At 59.6% G+C, this 16,499-nt stretch carries 14 protein-coding genes; 5 read left to right on the top strand and 9 right to left on the bottom strand.

Going from position 1 to position 16,499, the window contains the following annotated elements:
* The first annotated feature begins 46 nt into the window (after positions 1-46).
* Positions 47-952 carry a LysR substrate-binding domain-containing protein gene (locus tag AB5Y70_RS08425; protein ID WP_039039541.1) on the top strand — a complete coding sequence of 302 codons (906 nt, stop codon included), beginning with the start codon at positions 47-49 and terminating at the stop codon, positions 950-952.
* A gap of 63 nt (positions 953-1,015) precedes the next feature.
* Here the strand turns inward: AB5Y70_RS08425 and AB5Y70_RS08420 are convergent, their stop codons facing one another.
* The 4 genes from AB5Y70_RS08420 to AB5Y70_RS08405 all read right to left on the bottom strand — a co-directional run bounded on the left by AB5Y70_RS08420 (position 1,016) and on the right by AB5Y70_RS08405 (position 5,859).
* Positions 1,016-1,981: an ABC transporter permease gene (locus AB5Y70_RS08420; RefSeq protein WP_103261592.1), complete on the bottom strand. Its 966-nt coding sequence runs from the start codon at positions 1,979-1,981 to the stop codon at positions 1,016-1,018.
* Positions 1,982-1,983: 2 nt separating this feature from the next.
* The gene (locus AB5Y70_RS08415) at positions 1,984-3,102 is read right to left on the bottom strand and encodes an ABC transporter permease (protein ID WP_103261591.1); all 1,119 of its coding nucleotides are present in this window, start codon (positions 3,100-3,102) and stop codon (positions 1,984-1,986) included.
* Positions 3,103-3,181: 79 nt separating this feature from the next.
* Complete coding sequence (locus tag AB5Y70_RS08410; RefSeq protein WP_368175986.1) at positions 3,182-4,759, bottom strand: ABC transporter ATP-binding protein; 1,578 nt, start codon at positions 4,757-4,759, stop codon at positions 3,182-3,184.
* A 101-nt stretch (positions 4,760-4,860) separates the two neighbouring features.
* Positions 4,861-5,859, bottom strand: coding sequence for a BMP family protein (locus tag AB5Y70_RS08405; protein ID WP_158657396.1), 999 nt, complete (start codon positions 5,857-5,859; stop codon positions 4,861-4,863).
* 588 nt (positions 5,860-6,447) lie between these two features.
* On the opposite strand from AB5Y70_RS08405, the gene AB5Y70_RS08400 reads away from it, so the two are divergent.
* The 3 genes from AB5Y70_RS08400 to uvrD all read left to right on the top strand — a co-directional run bounded on the left by AB5Y70_RS08400 (position 6,448) and on the right by uvrD (position 11,073).
* On the top strand, positions 6,448-8,367 hold the full coding sequence (locus AB5Y70_RS08400) for a hypothetical protein (RefSeq protein ID WP_125117011.1): 1,920 nt from the start codon (positions 6,448-6,450) through the stop codon (positions 8,365-8,367).
* Positions 8,351-8,833 carry a hypothetical protein gene (locus AB5Y70_RS08395; protein WP_128318463.1) on the top strand — a complete coding sequence of 161 codons (483 nt, stop codon included), beginning with the start codon at positions 8,351-8,353 and terminating at the stop codon, positions 8,831-8,833. The genes AB5Y70_RS08400 and AB5Y70_RS08395 overlap by 17 nt, the downstream gene beginning before the upstream one ends.
* A 68-nt stretch (positions 8,834-8,901) precedes the next feature.
* Positions 8,902-11,073 carry a DNA helicase II gene (uvrD, locus tag AB5Y70_RS08390; protein WP_103261588.1) on the top strand — a complete coding sequence of 724 codons (2,172 nt, stop codon included), beginning with the start codon at positions 8,902-8,904 and terminating at the stop codon, positions 11,071-11,073.
* A gap of 132 nt (positions 11,074-11,205) precedes the next feature.
* Here the strand turns inward: uvrD and AB5Y70_RS08385 are convergent, their stop codons facing one another.
* The 5 genes from AB5Y70_RS08385 to AB5Y70_RS08365 form a co-directional block, all read right to left on the bottom strand.
* Positions 11,206-11,895 carry a HEPN domain-containing protein gene (locus tag AB5Y70_RS08385; RefSeq protein ID WP_158657395.1) on the bottom strand — a complete coding sequence of 230 codons (690 nt, stop codon included), beginning with the start codon at positions 11,893-11,895 and terminating at the stop codon, positions 11,206-11,208.
* Positions 11,888-12,928 (bottom strand): DUF262 domain-containing protein, encoded by a 1,041-nt coding sequence (locus AB5Y70_RS08380; protein WP_080988652.1) that lies wholly within the window; start codon positions 12,926-12,928, stop codon positions 11,888-11,890. The genes AB5Y70_RS08385 and AB5Y70_RS08380 overlap by 8 nt, the downstream gene beginning before the upstream one ends.
* 210 nt (positions 12,929-13,138) lie before the next feature.
* Positions 13,139-13,669 carry a transposase gene (locus tag AB5Y70_RS08375; RefSeq protein WP_049636728.1) on the bottom strand — a complete coding sequence of 177 codons (531 nt, stop codon included), beginning with the start codon at positions 13,667-13,669 and terminating at the stop codon, positions 13,139-13,141.
* A gap of 210 nt (positions 13,670-13,879) precedes the next feature.
* Positions 13,880-14,773, bottom strand: coding sequence for a LysR family transcriptional regulator (locus AB5Y70_RS08370; RefSeq protein ID WP_049636727.1), 894 nt, complete (start codon positions 14,771-14,773; stop codon positions 13,880-13,882).
* A gap of 287 nt (positions 14,774-15,060) precedes the next feature.
* Positions 15,061-15,846 carry a hypothetical protein gene (locus tag AB5Y70_RS08365; protein ID WP_049636726.1) on the bottom strand — a complete coding sequence of 262 codons (786 nt, stop codon included), beginning with the start codon at positions 15,844-15,846 and terminating at the stop codon, positions 15,061-15,063.
* Positions 15,847-16,083: 237 nt separating this feature from the next.
* Between AB5Y70_RS08365 and AB5Y70_RS08360 the strand changes: the two genes are divergently transcribed.
* Positions 16,084-16,425 (top strand): SH3 domain-containing protein, encoded by a 342-nt coding sequence (locus AB5Y70_RS08360; RefSeq protein WP_049636725.1) that lies wholly within the window; start codon positions 16,084-16,086, stop codon positions 16,423-16,425.
* The last annotated feature ends 74 nt before the right edge of the window (positions 16,426-16,499 follow it).

Raw genomic sequence — 16,499 nt, 5'->3', positions numbered from 1 at the left:
GTGATAATAACGCTAAGTATCAAATCACTTTTACACACAGGTAATAATGTTCGGCTGGGAAGGGGTCTGTGAATTTGTCAGCGTGGCGGAGCAGGGGGGCTTTACCCCGGCCGCGCGCAAGCTCGGGGTGTCGGTGGCCCAGGTGAGCCGCCAGGTGGCGCAGCTCGAAGACAGGCTGCAGGCCAAGCTGCTGCTGCGCACCACCCGCCAGGTGCGACTCACCGAACTCGGGGAGATCTATTTTCGTCACTGCCGCCAGTTGCTGGACAACCTCTACGAGGCGGAGCTGGCGGTGGGACGCCATCAGGCGGTGCCCCAGGGCTCCTTGCGCATCACGGCCCCGGTCTCCTACGGCGAGAGCCGCATCGCCCCCCTGGTGAACGACTTCATGGTGCGCTTCCCCCAGCTGGAGGTGACCCTCAACCTCACCAACCAGTTGCTGGATCTGGTGCACGAGGGGTTCGATCTGGCGATCCGCCTCGGCCACCTCAAGGATTCGACCCTGGTGGCCCGCAAGCTGGCGCAGCGGGTTCCCTATGTGTGCGCCTCCCCTGCCTACACCGCCCGCCACGGCATGCCCAACAGTCTCTCGGAGCTGGCCCGTCACACCTGCCTGGTGGGCAACGGGGACGAGTGGCACTTCACCCTGAACGGTAAACCCCACAGCGTGCGGGTACGCGGTCTGCTTCAGTGCAACAGCGGCCACGCCCTGCTGGATGCGGCCATCAAGGGGATCGGCATCATCCAGCTGCCGGACTACTACGTGAGCGACCACCTCGCCCGGGGGGAGCTCATCGAGCTGCTGCCGGAGCTGCGGGCCCCCGAGGAGGGGATCTGGGCCCTCTATCCCCACAACCGCCACCTCTCCCCCAAGGTGCGGCTGCTGGTGGACTATCTGGCCGAGCGCCTCAGCGATCCCCACCAACCCGCCCTGGTTCGGCCCATCGGCTGAGCCGTCGCCCGAAAAAGAAAAGGCCCGCATGTGCGGGCCTTTTGCATGGCATGAAGGGCGGGGCTATTCCCGCTCCTTGACGTAGGGGGTGCCGAGGGCCTTGGGGGCCACCGCCTTGCCGATGAAACCGGCCAGCAGGAAGACCGTCAGGATGTAGGGCAGCGCCTCGATGGCCTGCACCGGGATCGGGAAATCGCCGATGCTGACCCCTTGCAGCCGGATGGCGACCGCGTCGAGGAAGCCGAACAGCAGACAGGCCGCCATGGCGTTCCAGGGGCGCCACTTGCCGAACACCAGGGCCGCCAGCGCCATGAAGCCTTTGCCCGCGCTCATGTTGGGGATGAACTGGGCAGTCTGGGCCACCGCCAGATAGGTGCCCCCGATCCCCGCCAGCAGGCCGCCGATGATGAGGGCGGTGTAACGCATGCGCACCACGGAGATGCCTGCGGTGTCGACCGCCGCCGGGGCTTCGCCCACCGCCCGCAGCCGCAGGCCGAAGCGGGTGCGGAACAGCACCCACCAGGCCAGGGGCACGGCGGCGAAGGCCACGTACTCCAGCAGGGAGTGACCGCTCAAGAGCTCGCTGTAGAGCTGGCCGATGACGGGCACGTCATAGAGCTCCTTGGCATAGGGCAGGTCGATGGGGGCGAAGCGGGCATCGCCGGAGAGCGCCGGGGTCTGGCCGCCCTGATCGAACCAGTAACGGCCCAGGGTGACGGTCAGGCCGGCCGCCAGGATGTTGATGGCCATGCCGCTCACCACCTGATCACCGCGGTGGGTGATGGTGGCGAAGCCGTGCAGCAGGGCGAACAGGATGGAGATCCCCACCCCGGCACCCAGCCCAATCCAGGCGGAGCCGGTGACGGCGGCGGCCGCCGCACTGGCGAAGGCGGAGGCCAGCAGCTTGCCTTCCAGGGCGATGTTGACCACCCCGGAGCGTTCGCAAAACATGCCCGCCATAGCGGCAAGAATGAGCGGCGGCGCGGTACGGATAGTCGCATCCAGCATCAAAATCAGCATTTCGAACATGGTCAGGCTCCTTTGACTTGCGCGACTGAGCGGTTGGCGAAGGCCAGGTAGGCCTGCTCGATGCGCGGACGCAGCATGTGCTCGAGGGCGCCGCAGAACAGGATCACCAGACCCTGCAGCACCACGACGATGTTGCGATCCACCCCGAATTCGAAGCTGAGCTCGGCGCCGCCCTGGTAGAGGAAGCCGAACAGCAGGCTGGCGATGATGACGCCGACCGGGTGGTTGCGACCCATCAGGGCCACCGCGATGCCGGTGAAGCCGAAGCCTTCCACGAAGTTGAGCTTGATCTGGTGCAGCTCACCCTGCAGCACGTTGAGGGCGAAGAAGCCCGCCAGCATGCCGGAGATCACCATGGCCAGGATCACCACCTTGGGGTAGGAGATACCCGCATAGGCGGAGGCACTCTGGCTTGCGCCCACGGAGCGGATCTCGTAGCCCCAGCGGGTATGCCAGATGAAGACCCACACCAGGGCCGCACAGATCAGCGCCCAGAAGAAGCTGATGTTGAGGGGGCTGTTGGGCATGGCGATGCCGAAACCGGCCGCCAGCTCGCTCATCTTCGGCAGCCAGCTCGCCACGGCGAACACCTTGCTCTCGGTGGCCATGGATCCTGGCGGCTTGAAGACGTCTACCAGCAGGTAGGCCATCAAGGAGGCCGCGATGAAGTTGAACATGATGGTGGTGATGACGATGTGGCTGCCGCGCTTGGCTTGCAGCCAGGCCGGGATGAAGGCCCAGGCCGCACCGAACAGGCCGCCGGCGATGATGGCGAGCGGCAGCAGCAGGGCGAACGGCAACACGTCCCCGAGCAGCAGACAGACCAGACCGACCCCGAGGCCGCCGATATAGGCCTGCCCCTCACCGCCGATGTTGAACAGGCCGGCGTGGAAGGCCACCGCCACCGCCAGACCGGTGAAGATGAAACCGGTGGCGTAGTAGAGGGTGAAGCCTATCCCCTCGCCGGTGCCGAAGGCGCCGTACCACATGATTTCGGCTGCCTCGATGGGGCTGATGTCGAGGTAATAGAACAGGATGGCCGACACCAGGAAGGCCAGCAGGATATTGACGGCGGGCAGCACGCCCACGGATATCCAGGCAGGAACACGTGCTTGGCTCATGAATGGGCCTCCTTGATATCGTCGGGGACTGGTGTGTTGACCATCATCAGGCCGAATCCGTTACAAGTGGTTGTGACCTTCATGATGTGGCTCCTTGTGATTGGCTTGTCGCCACGTCGTCAGGAACTATGTTCGCCATCATCAGACCGATGGTGCGTTCATCCGCCCTGGCACCGTCCAGCTCGCCGACGATACGGCCATCGGCGATGACCAGAATGCGGTCGGAGAGGCTCATGATCTCGTCCAGCTCCACCGACACCAGCAGCACCGCCTTGCCCTTGTCGCGCATGGCGATGATCTGCTGGTGGATGTACTCGATGGCGCCGATGTCGACGCCCCGGGTCGGCTGGCCGACCAGCAGCACATCCGGGTCCTGCTCCACTTCCCGGGCGATCACCAGCTTCTGCTGGTTGCCGCCGGAGAAGTTGGCGGTCTTGTGCTCCGGGCTCGGCGGGCGCACGTCCCACTTCTCCATCTTGGCCTGGCAATCCTGGCGGATCGCCTCCTTGTCCTGCAGCCAGCCCTTGTTGTACTGGGCACGGCGGTGATAGCCGAGGATGAAGGCCTCTTTCGCCTCGAAGCGGTTGATGAGCCCCATCTTGTGCCTGTCTTCCGGGATGTGGCCGAGGCCGAAGTTGCGCACCTGCTCCGGGTCGGCCGGGTGGCTCTGGCTCACCTCATGGCGCTGCGCCCCGGCGATGGTGAAGCCGCCCTTGCTGGGCTTGAGGATGCCGCCGAGCATGCTGAGCAGCTCGGACTGGCCGTTGCCGGAGACCCCGGCGATGCCGACCACTTCCCCCGCCCGCACCTCGAAGCTGACGGATTTGACCCGTTCCACCCCGGCGTCATCGACGTAAGAGAGGCCCTCGACCTTGAGCTTGGCCTCGCCCGGCTGGGCGGTGCCCTTGTCGACCTTGAGGCGCACCTTGCGGCCCACCATCAGCTCGGCGAGCTGCTCCTTGTCGGTGTCTTTGGTGGCGACATGGGCCACCATTTCACCCCGGCGCATGATGGAGACCTGATCCGTGATGGCCAGGATCTCCCGCAGCTTGTGGGTGATGAGGATGACGGTCGCCCCCTGATCCCGCAGCTTTTTCAGCACCTCGAACAGGTGATCCGCCTCTTGCGGGGTCAGCACCCCGGTGGGCTCGTCGAGGATCAGGATGCGGGCACCGCGATAGAGCGCCTTGAGGATCTCGACCCGCTGTTGCAGGCCCACCGGCAGATCCTCGACCTTCTCGTGCAGCGGCACCTCGAGACCATAGTCCCGTGCCAGCTCGCCCAGCAGCTTCTCGGCGGCCGCCAGGCTCTTGCCCAGGCGCCAGCCGTTCTCGGCCCCCAGGATGACGTTTTCCAATACGGTAAAGTTGTTCACCAGCATGAAGTGCTGGTGCACCATGCCCACCCCGGCGGCAATCGCATCTTGGGAGCCATGGGGTTTGAACGGATTCCCGTCGATCAGCATCTCGCCTTTGTCGGCGTGGTAGAAACCGTAAATGATGCTCATCAGGGTCGACTTGCCGGCGCCATTTTCGCCGACGATGCCGTGAATGCTGCCTTTACGAACCTGAAGGTCGATCTGCTTGTTGGCGTACACGTCGCCGAACCGCTTATCGATACCCCTTAATTCGATGGCATAGCGATCTGTCTGGTCCATGATGCAGTCCTTGCGGGTCATGAAGTAGAGACTAAAAACCGGCCCGTGCGGGCCGGTCATCACTGGTTGAGAGTCGTAGCAGTGACTCGGTATTTGCAGGATCAGTACTTACAGGAGTTGTCGCTCATGTAGTCGTGCACCTTGATCTTGCCGGCGATGATGTCGGCCTTGATGCTCTCGACCTTGGTTTTCATTTCCGGGGTGATCAGCTTGGCGTTGTTCTCGTCCAGCGCCCAGTCAACCCCGCCTTCGGCCAGACCCAGGGACTGGATGCCCGGCTTCCAGCTGCCCTTGGCGGCGTCATCCCAGCTCTTGTACGCGGCCAGACCCACGGACTTGACCATGGAGGTCAGCATGGTGCCCGGTTGCAGGTGGTTCTGGTTGGAATCCACACCGATGGCCAGCTTGCCTTCGTCCTTGGCAGCCTGATAGACACCGATACCGGTGCCACCGGCGGCGGCATAGACCACGTCGGCGCCCTTGGCGAACTGGGACTTGGCCAGTTCTGCACCCTTGGCGGGGTCGGCGAAGGCTGCCGGGGTGGAGCCGGTCATGTTCTGATAGACGTCGATCTTCGGATTGATGTACTTGGCGCCCTGCTCATAGCCGCACTGGAACTTGCGGATCAGCGGGATGTCCATGCCGCCCACGAAGCCGACCTTGCCGGTCTTGGAGGCGATGGCCGCCAGGGCACCCACCAGGAAGGAACCTTCATGCTCCTTGAAGATGAGGGACTGGACGTTCGGCTTGTCGACCACCATGTCGATGATGGTGAACTGGGTGTTCGGGAACTCGGTGGCCACTTTCTCTACCGCGGAACCCATGTTGAAGCCGACGGCGACGATGGGGCCGTTGCCACGGCTGGCCAGACGACGCAGGCCCTGCTCGCGCTGGGCTTCGTTCTGGGGTTCGAACTCCTTGACCTTGACGCCTTTGTCCTTGTTGTAGACTTCGACGCCGTTGCGGAACACGGCTTCGTTGAAGGACTTGTCGAATTTGCCTGCGGTGTCATAGATGACGGCGGGCTCGGAGGCTGCCTGGGCGGACAGGGCAGCGAGGGTGAGGGCGGCCACGGTGGCCAGCTTGAGCACTTTAGTCACGATCGTATCCTTGATTGTTATGTGAGGGTCCACAACCTGTCTTGGCAGGTCATAAAGCACGCTGGCTAACTGTAAGTGAGCCAGCCCGTTGGTCAAGGGGATCATAGAGGAAAAACGTTTGCGTTAACGGTTTGAAATATAAGCAAATTGCCTTATAAGTGGTTGTTTTATGGTGTTTTTGCAGAATTAAATTCCGGGATTAATAGGGCTCGATCGACATTTGTGTTTGGATTCATGACGTTAGGCGCAACCGTTTTCCTCCCCTGATGAAAAAACTGGCTTCCATCGGCACCAGCCCTGCGGCCTCATCGACGCCACGCCGGCGGGCGGGCTGGCTGATCGCCAGGAGGTCCGCCCCGGGTGTGACAGCCCACGATGGGTGGCTATTTCCCCTCCCAGGGCCGTCGTCTGTGGCCGTTTTTCCTGCTCGCTCGGGGCCTGCGTGATGGCAAGCACACTCATATGGAAATGCATTGGTGTTTGTCATATGGGTACGCTAGGTTATACCCGGATTAACTTGGCCCCCGGGATGGGGCCGTATTTTTGACATTTGTTCGGGTGATAAAAATGAAAAAAAACGTGCTGAGTATGGCAGTGGCTTGTGTGTTGTCCGGTGTCATGTTGACCGCTTGCGGGGGCGGTGGTGACGATAACGGTGGCGGCAGCAATGGTGGCAACAATGGTGGCAACAATGGCGGTGGCACCGACACCGGCAGCAAGCCTCTTCACACTGCCGTCTTCCTGGATTCCGTCGTGGGTGGCCTCGACTATCGGTGCAACGATTACACCGGTGTCACCAATGCCAAGGGTGAATTCCTGTTTGATGATGGCGACACCTGCGAATTCGCATTGGGCAACCAACGCCTGGGGGCGGTGACCCTCAAGGCGGGCAACTCGCTGGTGACCCCTTACACCCTGGCGGGTGACGACAAGGAGAAAGCGATCCGCATTGCGGCATTGCTGCAGACGCTCGACAGCGACAGCAATCCGGAGAACGGCATCACCCTCGACAAGGCGCAGGTCGCGCAACTGGGGATCGTCGAACTGGGTAGCGATGACGCCTTCAACACCTCCCTGGTCGAGGCGCTGAAAACAGCGGGCCTCACCAAGGCCGTCGTCTCTCTGGCTGCGGCGAAAGCCCACCTCTCCGCCACCCTGGCTGGCGTCAATGGCCGCTCCGTGGCGGTCGACAAGGTGCTGAGCGATCTGCAGGGACTGACCGATCTGAAAAACCTGGACGTCGAGAGCAAGTTCAAGGAGTACAAGGAGACCCTGCAGGCCGAGACCGGTGAGAGCGGCAAGGCCGATCGCCAGATCGTGCTGGCCATGCTGACCATGCTGGAGGTGACCAACAACCCCGTGGTGGCTGAACGCCTGGGCTTCACCTCGTCCGCCATTGGCAGTGGTTACAGCACCAGCCTGGCCAAGGTGATGGATGTCATCATCCACACCCCCGGCACCGCCTCCGTGGCGCTCAAAGGTGGCAAGGGATATACCCGTGACGTGGCCAAGCTGATGGGCGCCTATGCCGACAGCCTGGAAAACGTCGCGGCTGCCCTGGCCGATATCCAGGATCCGGATTACAGCGCCACCTATGGCGATGACGATACCGTCACCCTCAACCTCGACGGTGCCAAGGCCCTGCGGGCCTCGGCGATGGCGATGGCATCGGCCCTCAACATCGCCGCCTCCTACCAGTACGGTCCTGACAGCGCCTATGTCACCCAGCAGGAAGAAGTGACCTTGCCGCGTATGCACATCAAGGACACCTGGGGCATGCAGCCGACCACCACCTATGAAGAGAGCAGCAGCACCTTCGAGACCCAGTTCAGTCAGCAGGAAATCGAGCCGGATGCGCTGGTGGCGCACGCCGATTTCTTCCGTTTGACCGACGATGCCAAAGCACGGTTGGCCAAGGCCAAGTCGCAGTTGAAGGATGCGGTGAGCCTCGCTCTGACCATCGATCAGAGCAAGCTGGACGAGTCGTTGACCCAGGATGAGATCGAGGCCAATGCCGCGACTCTCAAGGAGCTGGCGAACCACTTTGCAGGCACTGTGCCCACTATCCAGTGGGAAAGCGTCGAGACCCGATACGTCAATACCGGCATGGGCTGGCAGCCTCAAGAGGTGGGGGTGAAGTACAACATCAATGTGCTGCCGTTCTTCGATGAGATGCTGGATCGCAGTGACATGACCATCAAGGTGACCGGCGGCTGTGATGGCGCCGTGGGGGCGCGGGATGCCGAGCTGTCCAAGGCCATGGGAGAGCCCATGTGTCTCATCACGAGCGACGAGTTCAAGGCACTTGCCCAGAGCGATCGCGGCGCACTGAAGTACATCGGCTGGATGCAGGAAGATCAGGAGAGCCACACCGCCATCTATGCCAAGGGGGTGGGTTATGACTGGTCAACCCAGATGACGCCGGTGGCCGGGTCGACCTTTGACAAGGTCTTCGTCTCCTGTACCGACCTGGATGACAACAAGGTCAGCTGTGCCGATCAGCTGTAAACCAGTGGGAGCGCTCCTGACGGGGGCGCTCCTGTTGTGGATGCCGGTGGCACAGGCTGCCGGCATGCTGACGCGCTACACCGATTATCGGGAGCGTGTCTTCGATCGTCAGGGTCAGTTGCAATATCAATTGACCACCCACGAATACTTGCAGCGGATGCCCAGCGGGCGTCCGTCATTGTCCAGTCTGTTTGCGTTGCGAGAGATGCAACGAGCATCACTGCAGCTCAAGCAGGGCACCTTGATGGTGAATGACGTCATCGTGCGCTTCGAGCATGGGCATTATCAGGACGGCATGCTGGTGATGGGGAACACGGAAGTGACCCTGCCTGAGGGCCGCATGCTGGCCGCTTCACTGCGATTTGATCCCGTCCAGCAGGTGCTGGATGCCCCCCGCGCCCGGTTGCTCAGCTTTTCCGGTGAGGTACTGGGCCAATACCGGGACTATCACCGCCCCCTTCGTTGATCCTGCCGGTTGGTCTCTGGCGGCTCAGGCCGTATAATCCTCGCCTGTATAAATAAACAGGAGTGGTGATGGACGTTTCAACCCTGCTCGACGGGCTCAATGACAAGCAAAGAGACGCGGTGGCGGCCCCCCGTTGCAACCTGCTGGTGCTGGCCGGTGCCGGTTCGGGCAAGACCCGGGTGCTGGTGCACCGTATCGCCTGGCTGATGCAGGTGGAACGCTGTTCACCCTTCTCCATCATCGCCGTGACCTTTACCAACAAGGCGGCGGCCGAGATGCGCGGCCGGGTCGAGAAGGTGATCGGTGACGGCGTGCGCGGCATGTGGATTGGCACCTTCCACGGCATCGCCCACCGCCTGCTGCGGGCCCACCATCTGGATGCAGGGCTGCCGCAGGATTTCCAGATCCTCGACTCCGACGATCAGTACCGTCTCATCCGCCGGGTGCTCAAGGCGCTCAACCTCGACGAGAAGCACTGGGCCCCGCGCGCCGTGATGGGCTACATCAACGGCAAGAAGGACGAGGGGCTGCGCCCCGGCGACATCGACCTTTACGGCGACCCCGTCACCCGCACCTATCAGCAGATCTACAAGACCTACCAGGAGACCTGCGATCGCTCCGGGCTGGTGGACTTCGCAGAACTCCTGCTGCGCGCCCACGAGCTGTGGCTCAACAAGCCGCACATCCTCGAGCACTACCGCGACCGCTTCCAGAACATCCTGGTGGACGAGTTCCAGGATACCAACGGCATCCAGTACGCCTGGCTGCGGATGCTGGCGGGCGACACCGGCAAGGTGATGATCGTCGGTGACGATGACCAGTCCATCTATGGCTGGCGCGGCGCCAAGATTGAGAACATCCAGCGCTTCCTGACCGACTATCAGGGCGCCGAGACCATCCGCCTCGAGCAGAACTACCGCTCCACCGCCAATATCCTCAAGGCCGCCAACAGCGTCATCGCCAACAACGCCGAGCGGCTCGGCAAGGAGCTGTGGACCGAGGGCGCCGAGGGGGAGCCGATCTCCCTTTACGCCGCCTTCAACGAGGTGGACGAGGCGCGCTTCGTGGTGGGCCGCCTCAAGGACTGGAAAGAGAAAGGTGGCTTGCTCGCCGACTGCGCCATCCTCTATCGCTCCAACGCCCAGTCGCGGGTGCTGGAAGAGGCGCTGATGCAGGACGCCATGCCCTATCGCATCTATGGCGGCCTGCGCTTCTTCGAGCGGCAGGAAATCAAGGACGCCATGGCCTACCTGCGGCTCATCAACAACCGTGGCGACGACGCCAGCTTCGAGCGGGTGGTCAACACCCCGACCCGCGGCATCGGCGATCGCACCCTGGAGATCCTGCGCAATAACGCCCGGGATCAGGGCCAGAATCTGTGGCAGTCCGCCAAGACTCTGCTCAATGACAAGGTGCTGACCGGTCGCGCTGGCAACGCGGTGCGCGGCTTTGTGGATCTCATCGACGCGCTGGAGGAACAGGTCTCCCTGCTGCCCCTGCACCAGCAGGCGGACATCGTCATCCAGAACTCCGGCCTCAAGGCCATGTATCTGGCGGAAAAAGGCGAGAAATCCCAGGCGCGGGTAGAGAACCTGGACGAACTGGTCACCGCCTGCCGCCAGTACCAGCGCCCGGACGAGCTGGAGGATATGAGCGATCTCTCCGCCTTCCTCGCCCACGCGGCGCTGGAGTCCGGCGAGAATCAGGCCGACGAATATGCCGACGCGGTGCAGCTGATGACCTTGCACAGCGCCAAGGGGCTGGAGTTCCCGCTGGTGCTGCTGGTTGGCGTCGAGGAAGGCATGTTCCCCAGCCAGCAATCCACCGAGGAGTCGGGGCGGCTGGAAGAGGAGCGCCGCCTCTGTTACGTGGGCATGACCCGCGCCATGGAGAAGCTCTACATCTGTTATGCCGAGAGCCGCCGCATCTACGGCCGCGAGATGTTCCACAAGCCGAGCCGCTTTATCCGCGAGATGCCCGCCGAGTGTCTGGAAGAGATCCGGCTGCGCACCCAGGTGAGTAGACCCACGCAATATGGCCGCTTTAGCCAGAACGAGGTGCAGCAGAGCTTCGACGCCAGCGGTATCAAGCTCGGCCAGCGGGTGCTGCACCCGAAATTCGGGGAAGGCATAGTGCTTAACTTCGAAGGGGTCGGCCAGCAGAGCCGGGTGCAGATCCAGTTCGACGACGTCGGCGCCAAGTGGCTGGTGACGGCGTATGCCAGATTGGAAGCGCTCTGATTTTTTCTGCCTCTTGATGCAATCAACCCGGCTTAGGCCGGGTTGATTTTTTTATATTGCCTATCGCGACAACTTTAAATACGCGATCGTCCGAATACGCTTCGCTACTCGAACCTACGATCATATGCAACACTATGTTTTTTCATCAGATAAATATGCTTCCAAAGAAAAGGCTTCTTTAAATCCATTTAATATATGAAAACATATTGACTCTATATCTTGAGTTTTCTTTTTCAACGAATCAAGCGTATATCTAGAGCCTATATTAATCGCCTTCTCTCTACCATGAGCGATAGCATTTCGATGGTCCTTAACTTCACTAAGGACCAGTCTGAGACTATTATCTGGTAGATGATGACCTGGCAAGTTGAAAAATTTCCAAACATCCTTTATTTGTTTGTCTGATATATTTATTCCATCAGCGGGGAAAACACTAGCATCAATACTTAGTAAGTCATCTGAAAATAAAGTATCAAAGAATGAGGCTTTTTTCTCCCATAAGTTTTTCTTTCCGCATTCTCTAACAGAGTTAAACTCGGAGTTCAATATAGTACACAACATATACTTATGATACTCTATCGGCCTTCTCTTATGCTTATTAAGCAGGGTTAAAAAGCATGCTGAGCTTGCAGTAAGACTGTACTCTATGGAGGAATACAATGATACGAAAAAAATTCCTTTCTGAATTTTTATTATATCGACCTCTCCAGCCTCTTTTTCAAGCTTTGCACTATTCCCTCCTTCTAATCTTTCAATCAGAGATAGAATTTCTTTCGACTGTCTAATTCTATCTCTAATTTCTTGCTCGGTTGAATCAAACATTGCCCTTAAACCTTTCACAGCAATAATTTATTCGAGAAAATACTCTAGGCTTAGAGTTAGTAGCGCCAGACGTCAGTTTAGTTAGCTCAGCATCATCAATCCAAGTAACAACATTTCTATTTGTTATATCGAATCCAGCTTCAATTGCCTCTGCTGCACCAACAGCAATAGCTTCATATAAGTTATATGGTGTATTTTTACGGGAACCTCTTTTAATACCGGATGGTAATTCTTTGCGTAAAGTAGAAAAAGTCTCCTCAAATATTTTACGTTCTTTAGAGTAATCAAAACTTTTAACAGACTCAGCCATATAATTATTTAAGAAACCAACGACACTATGATCAAACTCATCACGGTTATTTTTATATGCAAAGAACTTAAGTATTAACTCTTGTTTAGTACCATCATTTAACTTCGGGTCAGGTAAGTTAACAACAGCATTAAAGTCTTGATTGAGAGAAAGTTCAGTCAAGAAATCGTTGAATTGACCACGAAATACACATGCCCGTATCTCTTGATCTGTCAACTTAATACCACCAGTATTCAATCGTTCAAAAAGATCAAATCTTACTTTCATGTCGCTTTTATCACTAAGCGTTGTAACTTTCAAAGGACGAAGTGAAAATTTTAGTTTTAATGTTGATGGAAGATCATCAAATGTGCAACCATTAAACTCACTCAAAATCTCCAAATCTTTTAATACGAGAGGACTCTCAAAAGAAAATTTCTTTAGCTGTTCAGGTGAACCAGCGAAATGAATCAATGAGTTTAATCTCTGTACACCATCAATCAACTCCCACGTTCCATCCCTGTTAGCAGCCATAAACAAGCTTGGAACAGGAATGCCAAGAAAAACAGACTCAATTAATTTTGATTGATTTTCGGCTGGCCATCTAAATTGGCGCTGATATTCAGGTGCAACATCGATAATATCATCATATGACATGGATATTATTTCTTTAACAGAAATATCGAAAGAATCAAAGTCAACCTTTCTTGTTTCTTGCTCTAACTGGGTAATGAAATCTTTCATAATATTTTTACCATTCATATGACTGAAAGCACATAGTAATAACCAGATATGAATTATACAAATAAGTTTTTAATAAATCCGTTTTTTGCGACAACGTGCGTAGTGCGTAGGTTCGATTAGCGAAGCGTAATCGGACGATCGAGTAATCGGACGATCGCGTAAGACGATCGCGTAATCAGACGTTTACAACGGAACAACCCTTTTAGGGGTTTACTCCAATCCTCCCAACACCCCATCCACCGACCCGCACCAATCCGGCGGATAGACGCCACTCGCCACGTAACGATGGAAGGTGGAATACGGCCAATCGGCCACCCGGGTGACATGACCATGTTTGAGGGGGTTGATATGGACATAATCCATATGGTGGCGGTAATCCTGCTCATCCCGGATCAGGTGTTCCCAATAATGGCGTTGCCAGATGCCCCGCTCCCCGTGGCGCAACCGGGTCTGGCTACGCCGCTCGGTCACCGGCAAGGCGCGGGAAAAGTGGCTTTTGATCAACCGCCACCGCAGGGGGAAATCGGTGTCCCCCTGCGGTAAAGAGAGGATGCAGTGGAGATGGTCGGGCAACACTACCCATGCATGAATGGCGAAGGGGTGAGCCTGTTGCACCTTGGCAACGCTATGGCGCAGCAGGTCGATCTGCTCCACCAGCAACCGGTTGTTGCGCCGCTCCAGCAGGTTGACGGTAAAGAACCAGGTTCCTCCGGGCCACCATGCCCGCCGCCAGTTGGCCATGCATTTCCCCTATCTTCGGCAGAAAAGTCAAGCATAGCCTTGCCGCCCGGCGATCCGTTCGTGGGCCCCGTCGCGCGGTTGTCAGATGATGGGATGGACCGGTGACGCGATCGTTCGATTGTCCGATTGTCCGATTACGCGAACGTCCGATTACGCTTCGCTAATCGAACCTACATGCAGGCGGATATCCCAAGCTCCCGCCTGTCTGACTTACCTCGGCTGAAACGCCTTGACGATAAATTCGATAAAGAGCCGCACGTTGCGGGACTGCTCCTTGTGGAAGGGGTAGACGGCGAACAGGGCGTGGGGGTCGGGTTGCCAGTCGGGGAGCAATCTGACCAGGGTGCCGTCCGACAGGTCGTTCGACACGAATTCATCCGGTACCAGGATCACCCCGAGCCCTTGCACCGCCGCCTGTTTCAGGGCGATGCCGTTGTTGGCGCAGAAGCTGGCGGGGGGCAGCTCCACCGCCACGCTCTCCGCGTCCCGGGTGAAGAACCACTTGTTGGGGGAGGAGGAGAGGCTGTAGCGCAGGCAGTTGTGGGCCTTGAGATCCGCCGGGTGGGCGGGTTGGCCCGCCTCCTTCAGGTAGTCGGGGGCGCCGCAGAGCACCCGCTGCACCTCGCACAGGGGTTTGGCGCGCAGGGTGGAGTCCTCCAGGGTGCCAGCCCCCCGGATCACCACGTCCAGCCCCTGATCCACCAGATCCATGTAGGCGTCGCTCAGGATCACCTCGATGCCGATTTCCGGATAGCGGCGCTGGAACGCGCAGACAAGGGGGTTGAGGCGGATCAGCCCGTAGGACATGGGCATGCCGATCCTCAGCCTGCCCCTGGGGCTGAAGGAGGCAGCCATGATGGACTGGTCGGCGGCCTCCAGGCTGTCCAGCACGGCGCATATCTGGCCGTAATAGGCCATGCCGGCTTCGGTGACGCTCAGCCGCCGGGTGGTGCGGTTGATCAGCGCAATGCCGAGAAAGGCTTCCAGCTCGTTGATGTTCTTGCTGACCGCCGCCTGGGAGAGGCGCAGATCGTCCGCCGCTGCCCTGAAGGTGCCCATTTCCACCACCCGGCGAAAGACGTTCAGCGCCGTGATCTTGTTCATCCTGCCCCCGTTAATTCACTACTGGTAAATGATGGCGCCATCATTGCGCACTTTTATCACAATAGTGCGGTTCCCCGGGGTGTCCACCCCCCATCCCCCGCCAGACAGAGAGTTGCCCGTGGCAGACCGGCCCGGATCATGGCCCTCCGGGGCGTGGCGGGCCCGACAGAGACGCAGACGAAAGGGAGGCGATGAGCCCAGGGCTCCCCGGCCCGTGACGGCAGGCATAGCAGGCATAAAAGCAGGCGGCAGGGCCCGGGCCCCGCCGCCAGATGGCACGCACCGGCTTACTGCACTTTGCCAGGGGCGGGGGGCAGGGTGATGCCGACATCGGCCCAGGGGTTGGTGCCAAGCAACTGCGCGTGGGGCACGTCGGCCTGGTAGCGCATGGTGAACGCTCTGGGGCCGTGGGCGAAGGCTACCAGCAGCCCCTGTTTTGCATCCATCAACCCGGCGTGCATGCCGAGCCCGTGATAGCTGATCCGCACGGCCTTGTCCTCAAGGCCCACCTTGTCTATCTGGAAGCGGGCGATGCTGCCGTCTTTGAGGGTAAAGCCCCAGCGGAAGGGGCCGCCGCTGACCACCGTCATCACCTCGTCGATGTCGGTGCCGTCCTCGGCGGAGTTGACGTGCATGCGGCCATATTTGCCGAGCACGGCGCTGCGGGTGCGCTCGTCCAGCGCCATCAGGTCATAGACCTTGGGGTAGGGGCCGACGCCGGTCTCTTCGGTGGCGACGCCGCCCCCTTGCACCGCAGGCGCGCGCCCTGCGAGCCTGGCTTGCTCCAGCAGTTCTCCCTGACTCAGGTTGAAGGCCGAGATCAGGGCGCCGTGCTCCGCTTTGGTCAACGCGCGGCGGTGAGAGGCTTCAAGCAGCGGCCTGGCGGCCTCGGGAATGTCGACAGTGACCACGTTGACGCCGATGGGGTTGAGCGCGTTGTTGACCGCTTCGACCCCGGTCACGGCGGGGCGGCCATCGCTGAACTGCACCGAGACGATGTCACCGGCGAAGGTGTTGAAAGAGAAGGCCGAGGCGAGGGTGCCGGCCAGCAGCGGGATAGGGGTGAGTTTCATACAAGACTCCTCGTTAAGGTTCGAGAAGCAGTCTAGGGCGGTGATGTGTTCACTGAAATGACACTCGGATGATATGAAAATTCACTGACAGTAATGAATCGTGGGGATCAGGGTCGTCGGCCCGCCCTGGGGGAGCGTGCCCTCTGCCAGGGGGTGTGAGCCCGGTTGACGCAACGGGGCCCGGCTTGTGGTATGACTCTGGACGTTACTCATCAGAACCTGTCGGAGGACGAGACAATGCTGGCGTTGATCACCACGGCGCACCACACCTGCTACCCCAATCCCATCGCCTTTCGGGCCGGAGAGCGGGTGCGCATCGGCTACGAGGACGACGAGTTTCCGGGCTGGGTGCGCACCTTTACCGCAGACGGCAACGAGGGGTGGGCGCCCCTGTCCCTGCTGACCCCGATCGGCGCCGGGGAGGCGCAGGCGCGCCAGGACTATACCGCCCGGGAGCTGGACGTGGCGGTGGGGGAGCGGGTACGGGTGGATCGGGAGCTGGCAGGCTGGCTCTGGGTTCACAACGAAGCGGGGCAATCAGGCTGGATACCGGCAAGCTGCATCGCCTCGCCCTCATAAGGTGGCAGCGGCTCGGAGAAGGAGTAGAGCGGAGAGAGAAACCCGGCCAGCGACGGACGCGGCGGCCGGGTGAA

Source organism: Aeromonas sp. s1(2024), from assembly GCF_040908005.1.
In the GTDB taxonomy this organism is placed as follows: Bacteria; Pseudomonadota; Gammaproteobacteria; order Enterobacterales; family Aeromonadaceae; genus Aeromonas; species Aeromonas caviae.
The sequence above is the reverse complement of the archived record's forward strand: the minus strand, read 5'-3'. Positions and strand labels throughout refer to the sequence as shown.

What these genes read in the sequence shown, in the direction of transcription:
- AB5Y70_RS08425 (WP_039039541.1), top strand. Translation starts at nt 47, where the DNA reads ATGTTCGGCTGGGAAGGGGTCTGTGAATTTGTCAGCGTGGCGGAGCAG.
- AB5Y70_RS08420 (WP_103261592.1), bottom strand. Translation starts at nt 1,981, where the DNA reads ATGTTCGAAATGCTGATTTTGATGCTGGATGCGACTATCCGTACCGCG.
- AB5Y70_RS08415 (WP_103261591.1), bottom strand. Translation starts at nt 3,102, where the DNA reads ATGAGCCAAGCACGTGTTCCTGCCTGGATATCCGTGGGCGTGCTGCCC.
- AB5Y70_RS08410 (WP_368175986.1), bottom strand. Translation starts at nt 4,759, where the DNA reads ATGGACCAGACAGATCGCTATGCCATCGAATTAAGGGGTATCGATAAG.
- AB5Y70_RS08400 (WP_125117011.1), top strand. Translation starts at nt 6,448, where the DNA reads ATGGCAGTGGCTTGTGTGTTGTCCGGTGTCATGTTGACCGCTTGCGGG.
- uvrD (WP_103261588.1), top strand. Translation starts at nt 8,902, where the DNA reads ATGGACGTTTCAACCCTGCTCGACGGGCTCAATGACAAGCAAAGAGAC.
- AB5Y70_RS08385 (WP_158657395.1), bottom strand. Translation starts at nt 11,895, where the DNA reads ATGTTTGATTCAACCGAGCAAGAAATTAGAGATAGAATTAGACAGTCG.
- AB5Y70_RS08380 (WP_080988652.1), bottom strand. Translation starts at nt 12,928, where the DNA reads ATGAAAGATTTCATTACCCAGTTAGAGCAAGAAACAAGAAAGGTTGAC.
- AB5Y70_RS08375 (WP_049636728.1), bottom strand. Translation starts at nt 13,669, where the DNA reads ATGGCCAACTGGCGGCGGGCATGGTGGCCCGGAGGAACCTGGTTCTTT.
- AB5Y70_RS08370 (WP_049636727.1), bottom strand. Translation starts at nt 14,773, where the DNA reads ATGAACAAGATCACGGCGCTGAACGTCTTTCGCCGGGTGGTGGAAATG.
- AB5Y70_RS08365 (WP_049636726.1), bottom strand. Translation starts at nt 15,846, where the DNA reads ATGAAACTCACCCCTATCCCGCTGCTGGCCGGCACCCTCGCCTCGGCC.
- AB5Y70_RS08360 (WP_049636725.1), top strand. Translation starts at nt 16,084, where the DNA reads ATGCTGGCGTTGATCACCACGGCGCACCACACCTGCTACCCCAATCCC.